General features: G+C 46.5%; 16 protein-coding genes. 10 read left to right on the forward strand and 6 right to left on the reverse strand.

Annotation, left to right across the window (positions count from 1 at the left end; genetic code table 11):
- Positions 1–5: 5 nt before the first annotated feature.
- Positions 6–2,411, forward strand: a complete 2,406-nt coding sequence (leuS, locus tag KNP99_RS05935; protein WP_215193106.1) for a leucine--tRNA ligase — start codon at positions 6–8, stop codon at positions 2,409–2,411.
- 132 nt (positions 2,412–2,543) lie between these two features.
- Positions 2,544–3,524, forward strand: a complete 981-nt coding sequence (locus KNP99_RS05940) for a hypothetical protein (protein ID WP_214767961.1) — start codon at positions 2,544–2,546, stop codon at positions 3,522–3,524.
- A gap of 61 nt (positions 3,525–3,585) precedes the next feature.
- Here the strand turns inward: KNP99_RS05940 and KNP99_RS05945 are convergent, their stop codons facing one another.
- Entirely contained in the window at positions 3,586–4,851 is a 1,266-nt protein-coding gene (locus tag KNP99_RS05945; RefSeq protein WP_088837652.1) for a BaiN/RdsA family NAD(P)/FAD-dependent oxidoreductase, read from the reverse strand.
- Positions 4,852–5,230: 379 nt separating this feature from the next.
- Between KNP99_RS05945 and KNP99_RS05950 the strand changes: the two genes are divergently transcribed.
- Both KNP99_RS05950 and KNP99_RS05955 read left to right on the forward strand, forming a co-directional pair.
- Complete coding sequence (locus tag KNP99_RS05950) at positions 5,231–6,895, forward strand: putative polysaccharide biosynthesis protein (RefSeq protein ID WP_215193107.1); 1,665 nt, start codon at positions 5,231–5,233, stop codon at positions 6,893–6,895.
- Positions 6,882–7,601 (forward strand): pseudouridine synthase, encoded by a 720-nt coding sequence (locus KNP99_RS05955; protein ID WP_029331204.1) that lies wholly within the window; start codon positions 6,882–6,884, stop codon positions 7,599–7,601. The genes KNP99_RS05950 and KNP99_RS05955 overlap by 14 nt, the downstream gene beginning before the upstream one ends.
- Positions 7,602–7,676: 75 nt before the next feature.
- Here the strand turns inward: KNP99_RS05955 and KNP99_RS05960 are convergent, their stop codons facing one another.
- Both KNP99_RS05960 and KNP99_RS05965 read right to left on the reverse strand, forming a co-directional pair.
- On the reverse strand, positions 7,677–8,309 hold the full coding sequence (locus tag KNP99_RS05960; RefSeq protein ID WP_088837650.1) for an SDR family oxidoreductase: 633 nt from the start codon (positions 8,307–8,309) through the stop codon (positions 7,677–7,679).
- A 110-nt stretch (positions 8,310–8,419) separates the two neighbouring features.
- A complete protein-coding gene (locus KNP99_RS05965; RefSeq protein ID WP_029331202.1) occupies positions 8,420–8,638 on the reverse strand; it encodes a DeoR family transcriptional regulator in 219 nt (72 codons plus the stop codon).
- A gap of 307 nt (positions 8,639–8,945) precedes the next feature.
- Between KNP99_RS05965 and pepV the strand changes: the two genes are divergently transcribed.
- The 6 genes from pepV (at position 8,946) to KNP99_RS05995 (ending at position 16,006) form a co-directional block, all read left to right on the forward strand.
- Positions 8,946–10,343, forward strand: a complete 1,398-nt coding sequence (gene pepV, locus KNP99_RS05970) for a dipeptidase PepV (protein WP_088837649.1) — start codon at positions 8,946–8,948, stop codon at positions 10,341–10,343.
- 64 nt (positions 10,344–10,407) lie between these two features.
- Positions 10,408–11,553: an MFS transporter gene (locus tag KNP99_RS05975; protein WP_088837648.1), complete on the forward strand. Its 1,146-nt coding sequence runs from the start codon at positions 10,408–10,410 to the stop codon at positions 11,551–11,553.
- Positions 11,554–11,558: 5 nt separating this feature from the next.
- A complete protein-coding gene (thpR, locus tag KNP99_RS05980; RefSeq protein WP_157898490.1) occupies positions 11,559–12,074 on the forward strand; it encodes an RNA 2',3'-cyclic phosphodiesterase in 516 nt (171 codons plus the stop codon).
- Positions 12,075–12,083: 9 nt separating this feature from the next.
- Positions 12,084–12,950 carry a hypothetical protein gene (locus tag KNP99_RS05985; RefSeq protein ID WP_088837646.1) on the forward strand — a complete coding sequence of 289 codons (867 nt, stop codon included), beginning with the start codon at positions 12,084–12,086 and terminating at the stop codon, positions 12,948–12,950.
- A gap of 38 nt (positions 12,951–12,988) precedes the next feature.
- Complete coding sequence (gene pulA / locus KNP99_RS05990) at positions 12,989–15,157, forward strand: type I pullulanase (RefSeq protein ID WP_251133058.1); 2,169 nt, start codon at positions 12,989–12,991, stop codon at positions 15,155–15,157.
- A gap of 51 nt (positions 15,158–15,208) precedes the next feature.
- Positions 15,209–16,006: a phosphotransferase family protein gene (locus KNP99_RS05995; protein WP_215193143.1), complete on the forward strand. Its 798-nt coding sequence runs from the start codon at positions 15,209–15,211 to the stop codon at positions 16,004–16,006.
- Positions 16,007–16,335: 329 nt separating this feature from the next.
- On the opposite strand, the gene budA is transcribed toward KNP99_RS05995, so the two are convergent.
- The 3 genes from budA to cydS all read right to left on the reverse strand — a co-directional run bounded on the left by budA (position 16,336) and on the right by cydS (position 19,025).
- Positions 16,336–17,049, reverse strand: a complete 714-nt coding sequence (budA, locus tag KNP99_RS06000) for an acetolactate decarboxylase (protein WP_029331195.1) — start codon at positions 17,047–17,049, stop codon at positions 16,336–16,338.
- A gap of 15 nt (positions 17,050–17,064) precedes the next feature.
- Positions 17,065–18,759: an acetolactate synthase AlsS gene (alsS, locus tag KNP99_RS06005; protein ID WP_215193108.1), complete on the reverse strand. Its 1,695-nt coding sequence runs from the start codon at positions 18,757–18,759 to the stop codon at positions 17,065–17,067.
- A gap of 164 nt (positions 18,760–18,923) precedes the next feature.
- Complete coding sequence (gene cydS, locus KNP99_RS15560; protein WP_371816015.1) at positions 18,924–19,025, reverse strand: cytochrome bd oxidase small subunit CydS family protein; 102 nt, start codon at positions 19,023–19,025, stop codon at positions 18,924–18,926.
- Positions 19,026–19,123: the final 98 nt, after the last annotated feature.

Here is a 19,123-nt window from a genome sequence, read left to right on the forward strand (position 1 = left end):
AATAGATGTCGTATAATCATCGTGAGATTGAACCAAAATGGCAAGCGCACTGGGAACAGGATAACGCGTTCGTAACGACGGAAGACCCAAGTAAGGAAGGCTTTTATGCCCTCGACATGTTTCCTTATCCATCGGGAGCAGGACTGCATGTCGGACACCCGGAAGGATACACGGCAACGGATATCCTCGCACGGATGAAACGGATGCAAGGGTATAACGTCCTTCACCCAATGGGATGGGATGCGTTCGGACTCCCGGCAGAACAGTATGCACTCGATACGGGGAATGACCCGCGTGAGTTCACGGCACAAAATATTGAAACGTTCAAACGTCAGTTGAAAGACCTCGGTTTTTCATATGATTGGGACCGTGAAATCAATACGACGGATCCGAAATACTACAAATGGACACAGTGGATCTTTACACAACTGTACGAAGAAGGACTTGCGTTCGTCGATGAAGTGGCAGTCAACTGGTGCCCGGCACTTGGAACGGTCCTTGCGAATGAAGAAGTCATCGATGGATTGTCTGAACGTGGAAATCATCCCGTCGTCCGTGTCCCGATGCGCCAGTGGGTCCTTAAGATTACGGAATACGCGGACCGTCTCCTCGACGATTTAGATGAACTCGATTGGCCGGAGTCGGTGAAAGAAATGCAGCGGAACTGGATTGGTAAATCGGAAGGTGCGGAAATCGACTTTACGATTGACGGCCACAAAAAACAAGTCACGGTCTTCACGACACGTCCGGATACAGTCTTCGGCGCAACGTACCTCGTCTTAGCACCGGAGCATCCATTCGTCGCGGACATCATGACAGCAGAACATCAGGCAGCAGTCGAACGTTATATCGCGTCTGTTCAGACGAAATCGGATCTTGAACGGACGGATCTTGCAAAAGAGAAGACAGGTGTCTTCACGGGTGCGTTCGCCGTCAACCCGATTTCTGGCGAACGTCTTCCGATCTGGATTGCCGACTATGTTCTTGCGACGTATGGAACAGGTGCCATCATGGCCGTTCCGGCACATGACGAACGCGATCATGAGTTTGCGAAACAGTTTGACCTTCCAATCATCGAAGTCGTAAAAGGCGGAAATGTCGACGAAGCAGCGTATACGGGAGAAGGGGAGCATGTCAATTCACAAATGCTCGACGGTCTCTCGAAGGCGGACGCAATCGAAACCATCATCGCGGAACTCGAAACGAACCAAGTCGGACGGAAGAAAATTACGTATCGTCTGCGTGACTGGCTCTTTAGCCGTCAACGCTATTGGGGCGAGCCGATTCCAGTCGTCCATATGGAAGATGGAACGATGAAGACGTTGGATAAAGAAGAGTTGCCGCTTGAACTTCCGATGATTCCTGAAATCAAACCGTCGGGAACAGGAGAGTCGCCGCTTGCTCTTGCAGAAGAGTGGCTCGACTATACGGATCCTGTGACAGGGATGAAAGGACGCCGCGAAACGAACACGATGCCACAATGGGGCGGTAGCTGCTGGTACTACCTTCGTTTCATCGATCCGCATAATGAAGAGGCGCTCGCGGATCCGGAGAAATTAAAATACTGGCTTCCGGTCGATATTTATATCGGCGGGGCAGAACATGCGGTCCTTCACTTACTGTACGCGCGTTTCTGGCACAAAGTGTTATACGACATCGGCGTCGTTCCGACGAAAGAGCCATTCCAAAAGCTGTATAACCAAGGGATGATTCTCGGCGAAAACAACGAAAAAATGTCGAAATCACGCGGGAACGTCATCAATCCGGATGAAATCGTCAAATCACACGGAGCAGATACGCTTCGTCTGTACGAAATGTTCATGGGACCACTCGATGCGTCCGTATCTTGGTCGGAAAATGGGCTCGACGGTGCACGTCGCTTCCTTGACCGCGTCTGGCGTTTGTTCGAACGGACTGCAGACATTCAAGATGTCGAGACGGTTGATGCCGACTTTGAACGTGTCTATCACCAGACCGTCAAGAAAGTGACGGAAGACTTCTCGAACATTCAATTCAACACAGGGATTTCGCAGTTGATGGTCTTCGTCAACGAAGCGAACAAACAGCAAGTGTTACCGCGTCACTTCCTTCGTGGATTCATTCAGTTGTTGACACCAGTCGCACCTCACCTCGGGGAAGAGTTATGGGAGCAACTAGGGTTTGAAGAGACATTAACGTATGCGGCATGGCCGACATATGATGAAACGAAACTCGTCAGTGATACGATAGAGTTCGTCATTCAAGTCAACGGAAAAGTCCGTTCAAAATTGACAATCAGTATCGACGCAACAAAAGAAGAAATCGAAGCACTCGCTTTTGCAGATGAAAAAACAAAAGAGTGGATTGGCGACAAGACGGTTCGTAAAGTCATCGTCGTACCGAAAAAGCTCATCAATATCGTAGCAAACTAATACGAATCCCCTTGCCCATGTAGTCATGGAGGAAGGGGATTGTTTTTGAATTCAGTCTCGCGTCCGCTTTTTTTTTAGTGCGCCTTCTGCTACACTGAATCAGAAACCGAGAGAGAAAGGCGATTTGTGTAAATGAAACGATCCTATATAGTCTATACAACGATTTTTGCCGTCGTCTCCGGTCTGATCCTTTGTATTCTACTCGTCTTCTCAAAACCAGAGACGTTAGTGCAAATTCAAGAGACCTTCACAAAAATCGAGACGCAATCAAAACACCAAGCGGCTGTCAAACAAGTGCCGCCAAGCCTTCCTTCTTCGATTCCGAATCCGGAAGAACCATTAATCAAGGATGTTCAACAGATGTTATATGATGATTCGATTGGTTCCTATCTTGTTGTGACGGAAGATTATCATTTCTTTGAAGTCAGTGGGACGGGCGAGCGAATCAATGCTTCCTTCCAATTGAAGAATGATGGCAAACTGTTACTCGCAGGGCTTGACGGAATGGCACTCGTTGATGGTGAAACGGTTGCATTACTGACATCAAATCAAATTCTTGTGACGATTACGCGAAAAGACGGTGCATGGTCGGAAGAAACGCGTGAAAAAATCAAAGGCACGACCATTCGAGATAATTTTCATGGGCTTGGGTACGATGCTGAAGAAAAAGAATTTTACACGATCAATAACATCCGGTCGTTAGGGCGCATCGAATTGACGTATTTTAAAATGAAGCAAGATGAAATTAAAATTGATCCTGATGCGACAGCAAAAGAGAAAAAGAAACTCAAGAAAAAGCAGAAACCTCCGTATTTGACGGTTGTTACGCGAGATCGAATCGATGCTGCAGATGGTATGCGGGCAGATGCAAAAAAAGCATTTGAAGAAAATTTCCGTCCGATTGGACTCGCAGAACGACAAGGGCGCATTTATACGTTGGACTCCGATTCCTTGTATCTTTATTCGATTGATGCGAAGGATAAGACGATCACGGGAGAATCTGCAAGTCCGAAAGTATACGGGGCAGAAGGAATCTTTGTTCAAGACAATGAACTGTTTGCTTTGGTCGAAACAGATAAATTTTCGAGCCGTTCGTTTACCCCGATCGATTGATCAAAAAAATTAAAAAGGTGTTCGTTCGTGAAAAAAATCACGAACGAACACCTTTTTTAAATTACGTCGTTTGATTGAGTAGAGCAGCATTCGTTCCGGCACAGTGTCCTGTTACAAAAGCAGCTGTAATGTTGTAGCCGCCGGTATAACCATGAATGTCTAAAATTTCTCCGGCAAAGAATAGACCGTCTGCTTTTTTCGACATCATCGTTTTTGGATGGATTTCTTTGATTGAGACCCCTCCGCCCGTGACGAAGGCTTTATCAAAATCAAGTGTCCCGGTCGCATGAAGTGGGAAACGTTTTAATGTTGTCAGCAGTTGCGTGAAATCTTGTTTCTTCACTTGCGTACAAACTTCGTCACCAAAACCGATTTGTGTGAAGAGTAATTCAAGCAAACGTTCCGGTACGAATCCCTTTAAGGCGTTTCGGACGGTTTTTTTCGGATTGGCTGCAAGCGCAGCCTGAAAACGTTCCGTCAATGCTCCGATTGATTCTTCTGGGAATAAGTCGACGGATAAATGAACGATTCGTTCGCCGGAGCGTTTGCGTTCCTTGATTGTATATTGGCTGCAACGTAGTGCGATCGGACCGCTCAGCCCGAAATGCGTAAAGAGCAAATCACCCGTGTGTGTTTTAATGGCTTTATCTTTTTTTCCGTGAACCGTCAAAGCGACGTCGCGGAGCGAGAGCCCTTGAAGTGATTTCGCTTGAATAAAAGCATCGTTCAGTAAGATCGGGACTTCGGTCGGGAAAAGTTCGGTAATCGTATGACCAGCTTTTTCAGCCCATGGGTACCCGTCACCGGTCGAACCCGTATGGGGCACGGATTGTCCACCGACTGCAACGACACAACTGTTCGCTTCAAGGCGTGTGCCGTCTTGCATGAGAACGGCTGCAAATGAACCGTCTGTGTGAAACTCGAGCGACGCGACTTCTGCATTCGTTTGAATCTCGGCACCGTGCGCTCGGATTTGATCAATCAAGACACGGACGACGTCAGCTGCTTTATCCGAGACAGGGAACATCCGCCCGTTATCTTCTTCTTTTAACGCCACACCAAACCCTTCGAACAGGTCGATGATCGACTCGTTACTGAATTGTGAAAAGGCGCTGTATAAAAAACGTCCGTTTCCTGGGATCGACTGGACGAGTTCGTCGAGCGGTTTACGATTCGTGACGTTACAACGCCCACCACCGGAAATCGCAAGTTTTCTTCCCAATTTATTTCCTTTATCGAGCAGGAGTGTTTTCGCGCCTGCTTGTAAAGAGGCGAGCGTTGCCATCAAGCCGCTCGGTCCGCCTCCGATTACGATTACATCGTACATGCTGTCACCTCATTGAATAGTTTTCTGCTTGTTCCACTTTAGCAGAAGTTCGGTCTGTAAACAAACCGTCTCTTTCTTTTATGAGAGGGGAGCGGTATAATGATTTGCAATTGTGCATCATAGAACTTGTTAATTGAGACAATATATTATAGGTTGTCAAGCGTTGAACTACCTCCACCTACGCTTCGCTTAGAGGTAGAGGATTCCTGATCTTGGTTGTTTTCAAACTAAGAGTGTCGGACAATTGACGTGTCGGAAGACACGTCTTGCCCGAAGACGATTCATCTCCCACTCACACTAGGACTACGCGCTGAACGTTTAAAAGTGGGAGTATTCTCGTCTAATTTTAATAAAAAAAGAAAGCGTGAGGGAAGTTACCATGGCCACTGTTAACAAAAAGCAATCGACTTCATCCAGTAACTCGGGATTCGTTCGTGGAACGATGCTCTTGTCTGGAGCATCACTGATTTCACGAGCCCTTGGTCTGATTTACCTGTTTCCTTTTCAGTTTATGGTCGGTGCGACCGGCATCATGTTTTATACGTATGCGTATAACTACTATGCAATCATGATCGGGCTGGCGACAGCGGGTATTCCAGTCGCCGTCTCTAAATTCGTCGCTAAATATAATGCACTTGGCGAATACGATACGAGTGAACGTCTGTATCGTTCTGGATTAAAGATCATGTCTTTGACCGGTATCGTTTCGTTCATCGCCTTATTCTTACTTGCCCCCTATCTTGCACATCGGGCAATTCCTGGCGGTGACGTCAATTCGGATTCTTACATCGATGCCGTGACGATGACGATTCGCGGGGTCAGCTTCGCGTTATTACTCATCCCACCGATGAGCATGACGCGCGGATATTTTCAAGGTTACCAATCGATGGGACCCACAGCAATTTCGCAAATTCTTGAACAAATCGTTCGAATTGTGTTTTTACTGGCAGGTGTTAGCATTGCGATTTATATCTTCGATGCGGATGCAGCATGGGCCGCAACGATTGCGACCTTCAGTGCATTCATTGGAGCAATCGGAAGTGTGGCAATCCTCGTTTACTATTTCCGGAAGCGTGCTCCCGGATTACAAGAATTACGTGACAGTCAAACGGTTCAATCACCGGAACGGCCGTTAACAGATCTTTACAAAGAACTTTTGACATATGCGATTCCGATCGTCATGGTCGGGTTATCGACGCCACTTTATCAAGTCATCGATCAAAATACGATGAACGCAGCCTTGCAAAGTATCGGGTATACACTTGAGGCAGCGGGTAACGCGACAGCGTATTTAATTGCCGACAGTCATAAAATCGTCCTGATTCCTGTTTCGGTCGCAACCGGATTGTCGTTGTCGGCAACGCCGTTGTTGACAGCATCATTCACGCAAGGCAACATGAAAAAAGTTAAAAAACAAATTTCACAAATTTATCAATTGGCATTTTTCGTCACGATTCCAGCCGTCGTCGGGATGATTTTATTGAGTCAAGAGACATTCCATGTCCTCTTCCCGAAAGACCAGGAGGCATGGGTGTATCTTTTAAGTTATGCTCCAAGTGCGCTGTTCCTAGCGCTTTACTCTGTAACGGCAGCCGTCTTACAAGGAATCAATCGCCAATACTTTACAATCACTGCGACACTTGCCGGACTAGTGACGAAGTATTTACTAAACGCACCGTTGATTCATTTGACAGGTGACGGAACGGGTGCCGGGTATGCAACGATTCTCGGGTACCTCGTCGCGACAGGGTTAATGTTCTTCCGCATCACCCAAACGGTCGATTTTCCGTTCAGTAGTGTCTTGCGCCGGACATCGTTAATCATGATCATCAGTGCCATCATGGGCATCGGTGTTGCACTCGTGAAATGGGGAATGGTTGCATTCTTGCCAGAAACGACACTTGCGTCGCTCGCGATTTTAATCGTCGGTGCGGGACTTGGCATCGTGATTTTTGCCGGATTAGCCATTTGGACGGGACTGGCAGAAGCAGTATTAGGAAGAAAATTTTCAATGAAACGAGGACGTGGCAATGCGGCTAGATAAATTGTTATCCAATATGGGGGCAGGCTCCCGTAAAGAAGTCAAACAACTCTTAAAATCCGGTGCGATTCAAGTAGATGGTGAGATTGTACTCGACCCGAAACAGCATGTCGATGTCGAGACACAAGATATTCTCATGTATGGTGAACCTGTCGTTTATCAAAAATATATCTACTTGATGATGAACAAACCGCCTGGTGTAATCAGTGCGACGGAAGACAAGCGGGACCAAACAGTGATTGAGTTATTGTTCGAGGACGTGACGTACTTCAAACCATTCCCGGTCGGGCGACTGGATAAAGACACGGAAGGTTTATTACTGTTGACGAACGACGGTTCATTTAATCATGCGTTGATGTCACCGAAAAAACATGTTGCGAAAACGTACTATGCAGAAGTCATCGGTACGTTGACGGAAGAAGACGTGATTGAAGTACAAGAAGGTGTCACGTTGGAGGATGGATATAAAACGAAACCGGGGAAACTCGTAATCTTAGAGGCAACGGATGAGACATCGACTCTGGAACTGACGATTACAGAAGGCAAGTTCCATCAAGTCAAACGGATGATGCTGGCGTTAGGAAAAGAAGTGACGTATTTAAAACGTCTATCGATTGGTGAATTGCCACTTGATTCGACACTCGAACCAGGTGAGTACCGTGAACTGACGCGTGGCGAGTTAGCGCTGTTCGACTGGACACCGGAATAAGTGTCGTGTCAAAAAAACGCTCCTGCACTTGGCAGAAGCGTTTTTTTATTTGGATTCCATCAATTGAAGAGCAGATTAAACGTTCCGGAGTGCTTCCGCGATTGGGAAAGGACCGCTTAATACTTCGAATTGACGTGATTGTGTTTTGTGGTCGACTAATGTCACGAGCAGTGTGGCGACATCGGCACGTGGGACTTTACGATCTTCGTACGATTCAAAGTGTTCTTTGATTTCGACTGTACCACTTGCGTCCTCATCACTCAATGGACCAGGGCGGACGATTGTGTAATCAAGTCCACTCGCTCTTAAGTGTTCGTCGGCAGCGGCTTTTGATTCGAGATAAACTTTTAGTTCGCCACGCGGATTATCCGTACCGACAGAGCTGAGCATGATGAAGCGTTCAATTCCGTTTGCTTTTGATGCATCGATGACTTTGATGGCTCCATCTTTATCGACAGCGCGAGTCAATTCGTCCGATGCTCCACCGGCACCTGCTGCGAAAATCGTAACGTCAGCATCTTTAACGACATTCGACATGTCTTCTGTTAAATCACCGATTCGTACTTCAGATGCACCAAGAGCGATTAAATCGTTTATTTGATTTTCTTCTCGGACCACAGCAATCGCTTGATGTTGTCCTTGTTTTGCAATCAATTCAACCATTTTTCGACCTGTTGTTCCGTTTGCTCCAATAATAATGATATTCATTCAAATCATCTCCTTCTCTAGACTAGGTATACCCGTCTGTTAAAAATAAAAACAAAAAAAGACGCGAAGGATTCGCGTCGTAAAAGAAAAATAGTGTTGAAACTGCTTGATTAACCGGCTTGGCGTTGCTTTTTACTTGATGTCCAAGTACCACGTCTTGGGCTCACAATGAGATTGTTGTATTCGAGCACATTCAAATCCCGTTGAACGGTCCTTGATGTGATGCCAAACTCTTCAACCAACTCTGCTGTCGTAGTAGCTCCGTTCTCGTTGATAAAGAGATAGATCGACTTAATTCGGGTCAACATACGGTCTGTAGAATCTTTCATTGGTATAACCACTCCCCCAATGGATAGAATAGTGTTCTAAAACTTCGGGTGACAATAGACGGTGATATATCAAGTTGTTTCGTCTTTAGTATAACTCTTTCAGTATAGAATGCAAGTAATTTAACCGAACGTTATTGAAAAAAACATACAAATTGAACATTGATTAACGAATGTAATCGTTTTATTATTTTTTAATGTTCGTCTTAATAAGAGAAATGGAAGAATTAAGATTTTGGATGTTCGTAATCGCCGAACATTCGCTATACTGAAAAGGTGAACGTATTAACGGATAAGGGAGAGGTGTCATATGGTAAATTGGAAAGAAGAAGTTTTAACGCGACGCGAAGCACTTTTGACAGACTTAAAAGAGTTGTTACGCATACCGAGTATACTCGATGAAACAACAATTCAAGAAGGGGCGCCGTTTGGTCTAGAAGTCAAACGTGCACTTGATTGGATGTTAGCGACTGGGGAGCGCGATGGGTTCAAAACAAAAAATGTCGACGGTTATGCAGGGCACCTTGAATATGGTGAAGGTGAAGAACTGCTCGGGATTCTTTGCCATCTCGACGTTGTTCCTGCTGGAGGGGACAGCTGGACGTATGGACCGTTCAATCCGACGCTAGCGGACGGAAAACTATATGCACGTGGTGCGATTGATGATAAAGGACCGACGATTGCGGCATACTATGCGTTAAAAATCGTCAAAGAGTTAGGGTTACCGTTATCGAAACGGATTCGTTTAATTGCTGGTGGAGATGAAGAGAGCGAATGGCGTTGTGTCAATCACTACTTCAAGCATGAAGAGATGCCGACGATTGGATTTGCACCAGACGCTGATTTTCCAATCATCAATGCTGAAAAAGGATTATATGATGGCCTTTTGATCCAAGGGAAACCAGCACAAACTGCAGACACAGGTTATCATCTCGTAACGTTCGTAGGCGGAGAACGTCCGAACATGGTACCGGGTCATGCGACAGCGACGGTCCATGTAGCTGAACACGGATCGATTGAATCTTCATTCCATGCCTACCTGGAAGAGCAAGGATTGACAGGGACAGTGAAGCAAACGGCAGAAGGTCTTGTCTTTGACGTCTTCGGAGTAGCAGCGCATGCGATGGAGCCGGATAATGGTAAAAACGCGGCATTACACCTTGCTCGTTTCTTAAGTACGCTTCACCTCGACTACAATGGACGGCGTTACATCGAACTCGTCATGCATATGTTCCGTGATTCACGCGGTGTCGCATTGGGTGTCGCGGCATCAGATGAAACGGGGGATTTAACGATCAATGGTGGTGTCTTCCGCTATGAAGAGGGACAAGGAACGGCGTCACTCAATATTCGTTATCCGCACAGCGCTGATTTCACGGAGCGTCTACAGTTGATCAAGGAAGCGGCTTCGGCCTATGGTTTCGACCTTCAGACGCGGACGCACATGCCACCGCACCATGTTGATCCAGAACATGAATTGATTCAGACGCTCAGTGCTGTCTATGAACGTCACACGAATCAAAAAGCGGACTTGATTGCAATTGGTGGAGGCACGTACGCGCGTTCGTTAACAGCAGGTGTTGCATTCGGTCCAGTTTTCCCGGGTGGTCCGGAAGTCGCGCACCAAGTCGATGAATACGTTGATTTTGAAGAGTTATTGTTAGCGGTCGCGATTTATGCAGAAGCGATTTATGAACTAGCCAAATAATATGGACATGAATCCCCCGGCACACCGATGACGGGGGATTGATTCTTGAAAGGAAGTACACCGCGTGATCAATCGTCAAAAATATCACTTTCAGGCACTCTACTTTTTTATCTTCTTCGGGCAAGGTGCACTCATTCCGTACTTAACGCTTTATTTTTCGAATGATGCGTTTCAGTTATCTGGTTCAGAAATCGGGACGATTGTTGCGATCGGTCCGATTTTATCGATTTTGTTGCAACCACTATGGGGACTCGCGGCTGATCGTTTTGGTCGACCGAAACGTCTGTTGCTCGTTGCGCTCCTCGCAGCAGCAGGATTTACTGTCAGTTATTTACTGACATCGGTCTACATCCTGCTCTTATTGATTGCATGTTTATGGGCCTTATTCCAATGTGCACATATTCCGTTAGTCGATACACTCGCCATTGAATTTTCGAAGCGGAAATCAGTCGATTATGGCGCACTTCGTTTATTCGGTTCAGCTGGTTTTGCGCTTGCTGTCTTCGTACTTGGGCAGGTGACAGAAGGGGGGACGCTCGGAGCGATTTTTTATGCAAGTGGAGCAGCGCTGATTTTAGCGTTCTTAGTATTGATTGGTATCGAAGCAGCTCCAGTCCAGTTGACGGTCAGTGAACGGATGCCCGTTTCACGACTATTTTCAAATAAGCGCTTCCTGTTATTTTTAGCAGGTGGAAGTCTCGTCTTTGGTCCGATTTTTGCGAACAACTATTATTTCGGAAGTTATGTTACGATTCGAGGCGAATCGACGGCACTCGTCGGGACCTTATTTTTTGTAGCTGTCCTCTGCGAAATTCCGTTCATGCGAATTGCGACACGTGTCTTAATGCGATTTGGCGCGATTCCTGTCCTCGCGTTTGTCTCAATTTTATCTGCTGTTCGGACGGGATTGCTTGCTTTAGAACCACCGGTCTTCTCGTTATGGATCCTTGCGGCACTACAAGGGATGATTGTTGGATTACTGATTCCCGTTGCGCTGGACTATGTGCGTTCGCTTGTCCCATCATCAATGGTAGCTACGGCTGTCAGTACATATATGGCTACTACGACGGGACTTGCGACCGCGATTTTCAATTTGATGAGTGGCGTTGTCCTCGAACAATGGACAATTTATAGTGTCTTTTGGGTATATACAAGTAGTAGCTTGCTTGGGGCAGTGCTCTATCTGATAAGTGGAAGGATCAAGGAGTGATTAAATTGGACCGACATTATTTTATCGCGATTCCTGTACCGCTCCTCGAGTTGAAGCAGTTATCTGAAGCGGTTAATCTTGGTCATTACTATCAACAGGTCTACGGCCAGGAAGACTTTCATCTGACATTACATTTCTTAGGTGGATTGACGGAGCGCGAATTGAATGAATGGCAATGTCGTCTTAAAGAAATTGCAGCTACTGTTCAGCCGTTCACTTTGATAATCAATCATCTCGTTACGTTCGGTAATGAGGACCGTCCACGTGTTTTCGCTGCGGGGGTGGAAGAGACGACTTCTTTATTACGACTCGCGAATCAACTGGCTCCGGAACGACATAAACCGTTCGTTCCTCATATCACACTTGCGAAACGCTGGAATGCAGACTGTGAAGAACCATTGCCAGACATGACGCTACAAGCGAAAATTAATGTCACGGAACTTATTTTATATGAAATCCATCCAGCTGATCGTCCGAGATATCGAATCAATACCTTAGCTAGATGCGGGAAAGAACAGTGAGGTGATCTCATGGCGTTATTGATGAAGTTATATGATTTAGAGAGTAAGTATGAGAAGAACCCGCTCGAAGTCTCAAAACGCTACAAAGAGCAACGGCAGTTAGACTACGAGAATCTATTCCATAAGTGGGAAGCTGGAGACTTGTTTCCGGGCGAGACGATCGTCCGTCCTAAGAAATGGTGGCAATTTTTCAAATCTCCTGTCGTCGTCCAGTTACCAGGGAAACAGATCTCAAAGCCAGCGTTTGATAAATGGTATAAAAAACGAGTCGAGATTCAAAAGTTGCTCTATGTAGCGGGCGGGGCAACTGAAGATGAGATATGGAAATTGCCGCTTCGGCGACACCTCGACTTTTATCAGATGGTCCATCTGTTAAATGATCAATACGGTTTGTTTTATCGTGCTGTCATTCATTATCAACAAGGAGAAGTCGAGTTAAGTTCCTTTGCCGTCGGCCCATCCGCGATTTATTTACTCGATTGGTTGGATGGAGAAGAGAGCATCTATCATATTAAACGAGAGAAATTATGGCGTGAGCAGCCGTTTAAGGCACCGACGAAAAACATTCTGAATCCGTTGATCAGTTTGAAACGGACAGAAGATATTTTACGGCTTGTTTTAGGAAGTGAACTTGAACTACCAATCGAACGAGTCGTCATTGCGTCGAAAGGTTATTTTGATCAACTGCCGAAAGAGTCGAAAACTACTTATGTAAGTAAAGTCGATTTTGCACACTGGTTACACAAAATGAATACATCCGCCCCCTATACAAAAGCTTTTCAAATGCGAGTTTGTGAAAAGATACTAAAAGAAACGTCATCGATCACATTTCAAATGGCGGTCAATGATCAAGAGAATGAACGGATTCAGACGTGAGGAGGGAGCGGCAAAAATTTTGATGTTGTCGCGCACATATGACGAAAATGAAAAGTAGCGAATTAGCGCTGATGCACCCACAATTAATTTCAGCGGAATTTTTGACGTTTCAATCGATTTTGGTCGAATCGAAACAGTCATTCACTAAAGAAGACGTGCAGTTAGTTTCAAATCAGGCAATCATCGATTATGCTGTCATTTCGCAACAACAAGACGGAGGAGTCGCACGTCTCATTTTGGAAGTAGAGGGAGCGATTGAGTTAGGGAGTGTGTATGAATTAGTGAGTGCGACACAGGGACGGATTCGAATCTTTCCGGGGCGTGTTGTTCAAACATCGTTGTTCGATCGTAAATATAGTTACGAAGGACCGCTTGGCGTCATGATGGATGATGGGATGTTATCGCTTTTTGTCTGGTCACCGATTGCGGAACGTATCGAGTGTGTCATCTACGATACAACAGAAACAGTTCTGAAAACGAGCGAGATGAAACGGGGCGATCGTGGTGTTTACCAAATTACGTTAGCTCGCGAATATGAACACGCCCGATACCGTTATCGCGTGACGACGTACTTAGGGACGACCGAAGTCGTCGATCCATATGCAAAAGCAGTGACGGCGAACGGACGGTTCGGCGTCCTGTCAGATGTCGATCAAGAAATCAGGCAGCGATTTCCGAAGCGGAAAAAACGTCCGATTCTTGTGAAACCGACGGATGCAGTAATTTATGAAGCGCATATCCGGGACTTCACGATTGATGCGACATCAGGATCGACGCACCCGGGACAATACCTGGGTGTGTCCGAGCGGGGGACGCGTTCTCCGGCTGGGAAGAAGACGGGACTCGATTATTTGCTTGACTTGGGCGTAACACACGTTCAACTTCTACCGGTACATTTGTTCGGTTCGACGGATGAAATTACACGCTCACCATACAATTGGGGATACGACCCCGTAAACTGGTTCGCACTGGCGGGTAGCTATGCGAGTGATGCGACAAATCCGCGAACGCGGATTTTCGAGTACGTCGAGATGATTGATCAGCTGCATGCTGCCGGTATCCGGGTCACGTTTGATGTCGTCATGAATCATGTCTATATTCGTGAGCAGGCAGCACTCGAACATCTTGTCCCTGGTTACTACTTCCGTTATGAACTCGACGGGACGCTGGCGAATGGAACGGGCGTCGGAAATGATACAGCATCAGAACGTTTTATGATGAAACGATTGATTGTTGACTGCGTGACCTATTTCGCGGAGGTACTCCAAATTGATGCCTTCCGATTTGATTTGATGGGAATTCACGACGTGGAGACGATGAACAGCCTTCGGACGGCTCTTGATGCGATTGATCCGACAATCCTCATCTACGGGGAAGGATGGGATCTTGCGACACCGTTAGCCGCACGGCGAAAAGCGATTAGCTCCTCTGCTGCACGGATGCCTGGGATTGGTCATTTTAATGATGTCTTTCGGGATGCACTGAAGGGATCAACGTTTAATGAACATGACCGTGGATTTGTGTCGGGCGATCTTTGGAAAGAAGGAGAGGTTCGAAACGGAATAGCCGGAAGTGTGACGCTTGAGAATCAAACGTACGGTCGTTTCCCAGAGCCGACCTACTCGATTAACTACGTCGAAGCACATGACAATCATACGCTGTTTGATAAATTGAGCCTTGCTAGACCGGATCTCGATGAAAACCAACTTCTACGAATGAGTCGTCTTGCACAAACGATTGTGATTTTAGCAGAGGGAATTCCATTTCTTCATGCCGGGCAAGAATTTGGTCGGACGAAACAAGGTGTCGAAAACAGTTATAATGCACCCGATGCCATTAATCGATTGGATTGGACATTGCGGGATCGTCATTTTGAGATGGTCGACTATATTAAAAATATCTTACAGATTAGACGGATGCACGGTGGTTTCCGCTTGCACCGGGCGAATCAGATTCAAGAATCGTTTCATTTTTTATCGATGCGACCGGGTGTCATCGCTTACGAAGTGGATGCGATTCACTCTTATGATGCCTGGCAGCGAACACTCGTCGTGCATAATGTGACGGATGAAACAATCGAGATTGCGCTCGATCACCCGATGTGGAATCTTCATGTTCAAGGTGATGAAGCATCCGTCACCCCAATCGAAAAAGGCGTCGCCAAGATTAAAGTGCTTCCGTTGTCAACGACGATTGCGACATGTTAAGATATTCATTGTGCCTTATGGCAAATCTATTAAAAAGTTGAGCGGATTATGATGGAATTAGATATTTTAGATGCGCTTGGCGAAGGCTGGACGCTTACGCCAGCAGGCGGCATTACAGGTGAAGCGTACGTCGCTTCGACTGGACAGTCAAAATTATTTTTGAAGCGGAACTCTTCTCCGTTCTTAGCCATTTTATCGGCGGATGGAATCGTTCCGAAGTTGCTTTGGACTAAACGAATTTACAGTGGGGATGTCATCAGCGCGCAACAATTCATTGAAGGAAACGAACTCGAACCGGAAATGATGGAGCGTCCAGAGGTGGCCCGATTACTAGGGAAAATACATGATTCAAAAGAGTTGTTGTTCATGTTACAACAACTTGATCAACGACCGATTGAACCAGACGAGCTATTGCGTCAATGCCGTCTCTATTTTCAACCGGCAGAACTACGTGAAGCAAACTTGATTGAACAGGCGATTGGTTATTTAGAGACGCATTTAGCGCTTGTCCGAACGGATGAGCAAGTCGTTTGTCATTCAGATTTAAATCACAACAATTGGTTGACGGGGGCGGATGGTCATCTCTATTTAAATGATTGGGATGATGCGATCATCGCCGATCGTGCCTATGATTTAGGGATGATGCTCTATAGTTATGTTGACGAGGAATACTGGCCGGAATGGTTTGCGAGTTACGGTCATCCGTTGACCCTTGAATTAAAACAGCGCATGCATTGGTACGTGGTGGCGCAAGCGATTTTGTCGATTTACTGGTATGAAGATGCACAACATCCAGATGCGCCAGAAAGTTATATTTTTCTCGCGCAGTTGCTCGAAAATGAAATGTAATCGGCAGGGGCGGTTGGACCAGTGAAAAAAGGTGGGCATCACTTGCGGGTGATCGACCATCTTTTTCTGTGATACCGTTAAAACATTCGTTTCCCGCAGGAGTCACAGAAAATGAAAATAACTAAAAAACCGCCAAAGTGCAATAAGCGCTTTGGCGGTTTTAGTTGAAGCGAAAAAATTAACCACAGATTGTAGACAAACTCTTATAAAGAGTGAACATGCTATATCGAGATGCAAACAATTCGCGTTGCCCTGTCTCGCCTCGCCCGAGGAAAGCAACGAAACGTGACACTTTATCTCCTGATAGAACTTTGTCTACAGCCTGAACATTAACCTTCTGCTATTTTTATTTCTTGTTCGATGTCATGACTTTCAAGATCTGCTTCTCGGTAAGCAGCTGTCGTCGGTAGACGTAAATCAAGGCGTGGTTTTTCTTCGAATGAGACGGTGACGTTCTTGACCGTGTAATCGAAGACGTGCCCGCCACCTTCGCGGGCTTGATCGATGAAGTGTAGATGATATCCGGCGACGGCAATCCCGTGACCGAAGCGTGGTGTATAGTAGCCGGCAAGTGTCCCTTCCGTCTGTTCGAACGTCCGTGCACTTTGTGTCGCAACGGCTTCCGTGATCGGGACGAATGGTTGTTCTTGGCGTGCGACCGTCCGTGTCTTGACTTCCGTGAACTCTCCATCGATTCGCACGGCATAAAAGCTGTTGATTGTCGCGAGTTGCGTGCTTAGCCAATGCTCGAAGTCTTGTTTCGTCATTTCTTGATCGATTTGAATCGACTGTGTCGGAGTAAATCGAGTCAACGTACAAAACGGTGTCGTCGTTTCGGGGTCGAGCGGGCGGGCGCTCCCGTCAGAACGCAATTGATAAAAGGTATTATCAAAACCAATCATTTCTCCGTCGAGATGGTCGAAGGTTCCGATGCCGAAGTCGCGCCCGTCAAGAACGGACGCATAACTGACCTCGCTTTCGAAGACGCCGTCGAGTAACGCCATCATCGTCGAGATTTGAAGTAACGTATCATCGTTCGTCATCTGCTCATCTCCTTATCAGTTTAATTGATCCAAGTGTACTTCTTTTCCGAGCGCAGCATTATCGCTGTAATCGATCGGAACATCAATGATGACAGGTCCTTCTGTTTTCCAAGCTTCTTCCATGACAGCGACGAGTTCAGACGGATGATTGACGCGTAAGCCTTTTGCACCAAAACTTTCCGCATACTTCACAAGATCGACATCGCCAAATGATGTGCCTGATTTCCGTTTATATTTCATTTCTTGTTGGAACGCGACCATATCAAAGCCGCTGTCACGCCAAACGAAATGGACGATCGGAGCATTCAAGCGGACGGCTGTCTCAAGTTCCATTGCAGAGAAAAGGAACCCGCCGTCACCTGAAATCGAGACGGCTTTTTTACCAGGACGGACGAGTGTCGCTGCGATGGCCCAAGGTAATGCAACACCAAGCGTCTGCATCCCGTTACTGAACAAGAGGTGACGCGGTTCGTATGAACGGAAGTGACGCGCCATCCAGATATAATGTGAACCGACATCAACCGTTACGGTAACGTCATCTGCAATCTGTTCGCGTAATGTCTTCATGAAATAAAGTGGATGCGTCAATAGCGAGTCTTCGACGACCGGCGGGACGTCCCGCTCGACGAGCCGTTGTTGAAGACCGTTCAAGAATGTATCCGTGCTTGTTGACAAGGCGAGTGGCTTCAGACGATCGGATAACGCATCAATCGTTTTCGCGACGTCACCGACAAGCTCGCGATCAGGACGATAGAAGTGATCAATTTCAGCCCGCATCTGGTCGATATGAATTAATGTCCGTTCATTCGTTGGTTTGTTCCAAAACTTCGGATCGTAGCCGATCGGGTCATAACCAATGGATAAGACGAGATCCGCTTCAGCGAGCAACGCGTCACCTGGTTGGTTGCGGAATAGACCGACACGACCATAAAAATTAGATTCTAAGTCACGTGACAAAGTCCCCGCAGCTTGGAACGTTTGGACGACGGGAATCGAAACACGGTTCAATAAAGTGCGAATCGCTTTGACGACGTCCGGTTGACTGGAACGCATACCGAGCAGGAGAACAGGGAGTTTCGCTTGTTCGATCAGTGTGGCCGTCTCTTCGACCCATTCTTCTGGAGCAATCCCGAGTTTTGGTGTCGGTACGGCTTTAAAGGACGTGACGTTTGATTCGTTCAAACCGACATCTTGCGGAATACTGACGAAAGCAGCACCGGACGTCGTTTCGGCAGTCCGGAAAGCATTCGAGAGGACTTCTGGGATATTATCCGCATCTTGAACTTCTGCGCTGAAGTTCGTGATTGGCGTAAAGAGTGCTTGGTTGTCCATCGATTGGTGCGTCCGTTTGAGTCGATCGGCACGTGAGACGGCACCGGCAATCGCGACGATCGGATCGCCTTCCGAGTTAGCTGTCACGAGACCTGTTGCGAGATTTGATGCGCCCGGACCAGACGTAACGAGGACGACCCCTGGTTTATCCGTCAAACGTCCGATTGCTTGGGCCATGAAAGCGGCATTTTGTTCGTGACGTGCGACGATTAATTCAGGACCACGATCTTGTAAGACGTTGAAAACAGAATCGATTTTTGCTCCGGGAATTCCGAAGATGTATTCGACCCCTTGCTCGATTAACGTATCAACGACCAAATCAGCTCCTGTTTTTTTCTGTACTAAATTTTCATTTTCGCTGTTTTCGTTTTTGCTCATTACAATTCTCCTTCGTTATCAACGTATTTTGTCGATTGATAGCTGTAATATAAAAACTGTTTCATCGAAATTATACATCTGTTTTAGTCAGAAACCAACCATAATCCTTTAGAAAGTAAAAAAGGCATCTTGTGACAGAACACAAGATGCCTACTGAATCGCGATTATTTAGCGTCAACTTTACCGAATGTCGCCCAAACGAAAAGAGCAGTCACGCCCATGACGAGAACGATCGGTGATGCCCACATAATTAAGAAATTTTCCAATGTCAAAACCTCCTTTAGGGATAGTCCGTATAGTAAGTGTAGTAGATTGCTCAGTAATTCTCAAGTGACGATCTGCTGAACATTCGACTCTGCTAAAC

Source organism: Exiguobacterium sp. s95, assembly GCF_018618655.1.
In the GTDB taxonomy this organism is placed as follows: Bacteria; Bacillota; Bacilli; order Exiguobacteriales; family Exiguobacteriaceae; genus Exiguobacterium_A; species Exiguobacterium_A oxidotolerans.

Bases quoted from the DNA above. Each gene is read 5' to 3' on its own strand.
- KNP99_RS05965 (WP_029331202.1), bottom strand. From the start codon at position 8,638: ATGAAAGATTCTACAGACCGTATGTTGACCCGAATTAAGTCGATCTAT.
- pulA (WP_251133058.1), top strand. From the start codon at position 12,989: ATGACGAAAATGAAAAGTAGCGAATTAGCGCTGATGCACCCACAATTA.
- KNP99_RS05945 (WP_088837652.1), bottom strand. From the start codon at position 4,851: ATGTACGATGTAATCGTAATCGGAGGCGGACCGAGCGGCTTGATGGCA.
- KNP99_RS05995 (WP_215193143.1), top strand. From the start codon at position 15,209: ATGGAATTAGATATTTTAGATGCGCTTGGCGAAGGCTGGACGCTTACG.
- KNP99_RS05960 (WP_088837650.1), bottom strand. From the start codon at position 8,309: ATGAATATCATTATTATTGGAGCAAACGGAACAACAGGTCGAAAAATG.
- pepV (WP_088837649.1), top strand. From the start codon at position 8,946: ATGGTAAATTGGAAAGAAGAAGTTTTAACGCGACGCGAAGCACTTTTG.
- alsS (WP_215193108.1), bottom strand. From the start codon at position 18,759: ATGAGCAAAAACGAAAACAGCGAAAATGAAAATTTAGTACAGAAAAAA.
- KNP99_RS05940 (WP_214767961.1), top strand. From the start codon at position 2,544: ATGAAACGATCCTATATAGTCTATACAACGATTTTTGCCGTCGTCTCC.
- KNP99_RS05955 (WP_029331204.1), top strand. From the start codon at position 6,882: ATGCGGCTAGATAAATTGTTATCCAATATGGGGGCAGGCTCCCGTAAA.
- KNP99_RS05985 (WP_088837646.1), top strand. From the start codon at position 12,084: ATGGCGTTATTGATGAAGTTATATGATTTAGAGAGTAAGTATGAGAAG.
- budA (WP_029331195.1), bottom strand. From the start codon at position 17,049: ATGACGAACGATGATACGTTACTTCAAATCTCGACGATGATGGCGTTA.
- KNP99_RS05950 (WP_215193107.1), top strand. From the start codon at position 5,231: ATGGCCACTGTTAACAAAAAGCAATCGACTTCATCCAGTAACTCGGGA.
- leuS (WP_215193106.1), top strand. From the start codon at position 6: ATGTCGTATAATCATCGTGAGATTGAACCAAAATGGCAAGCGCACTGG.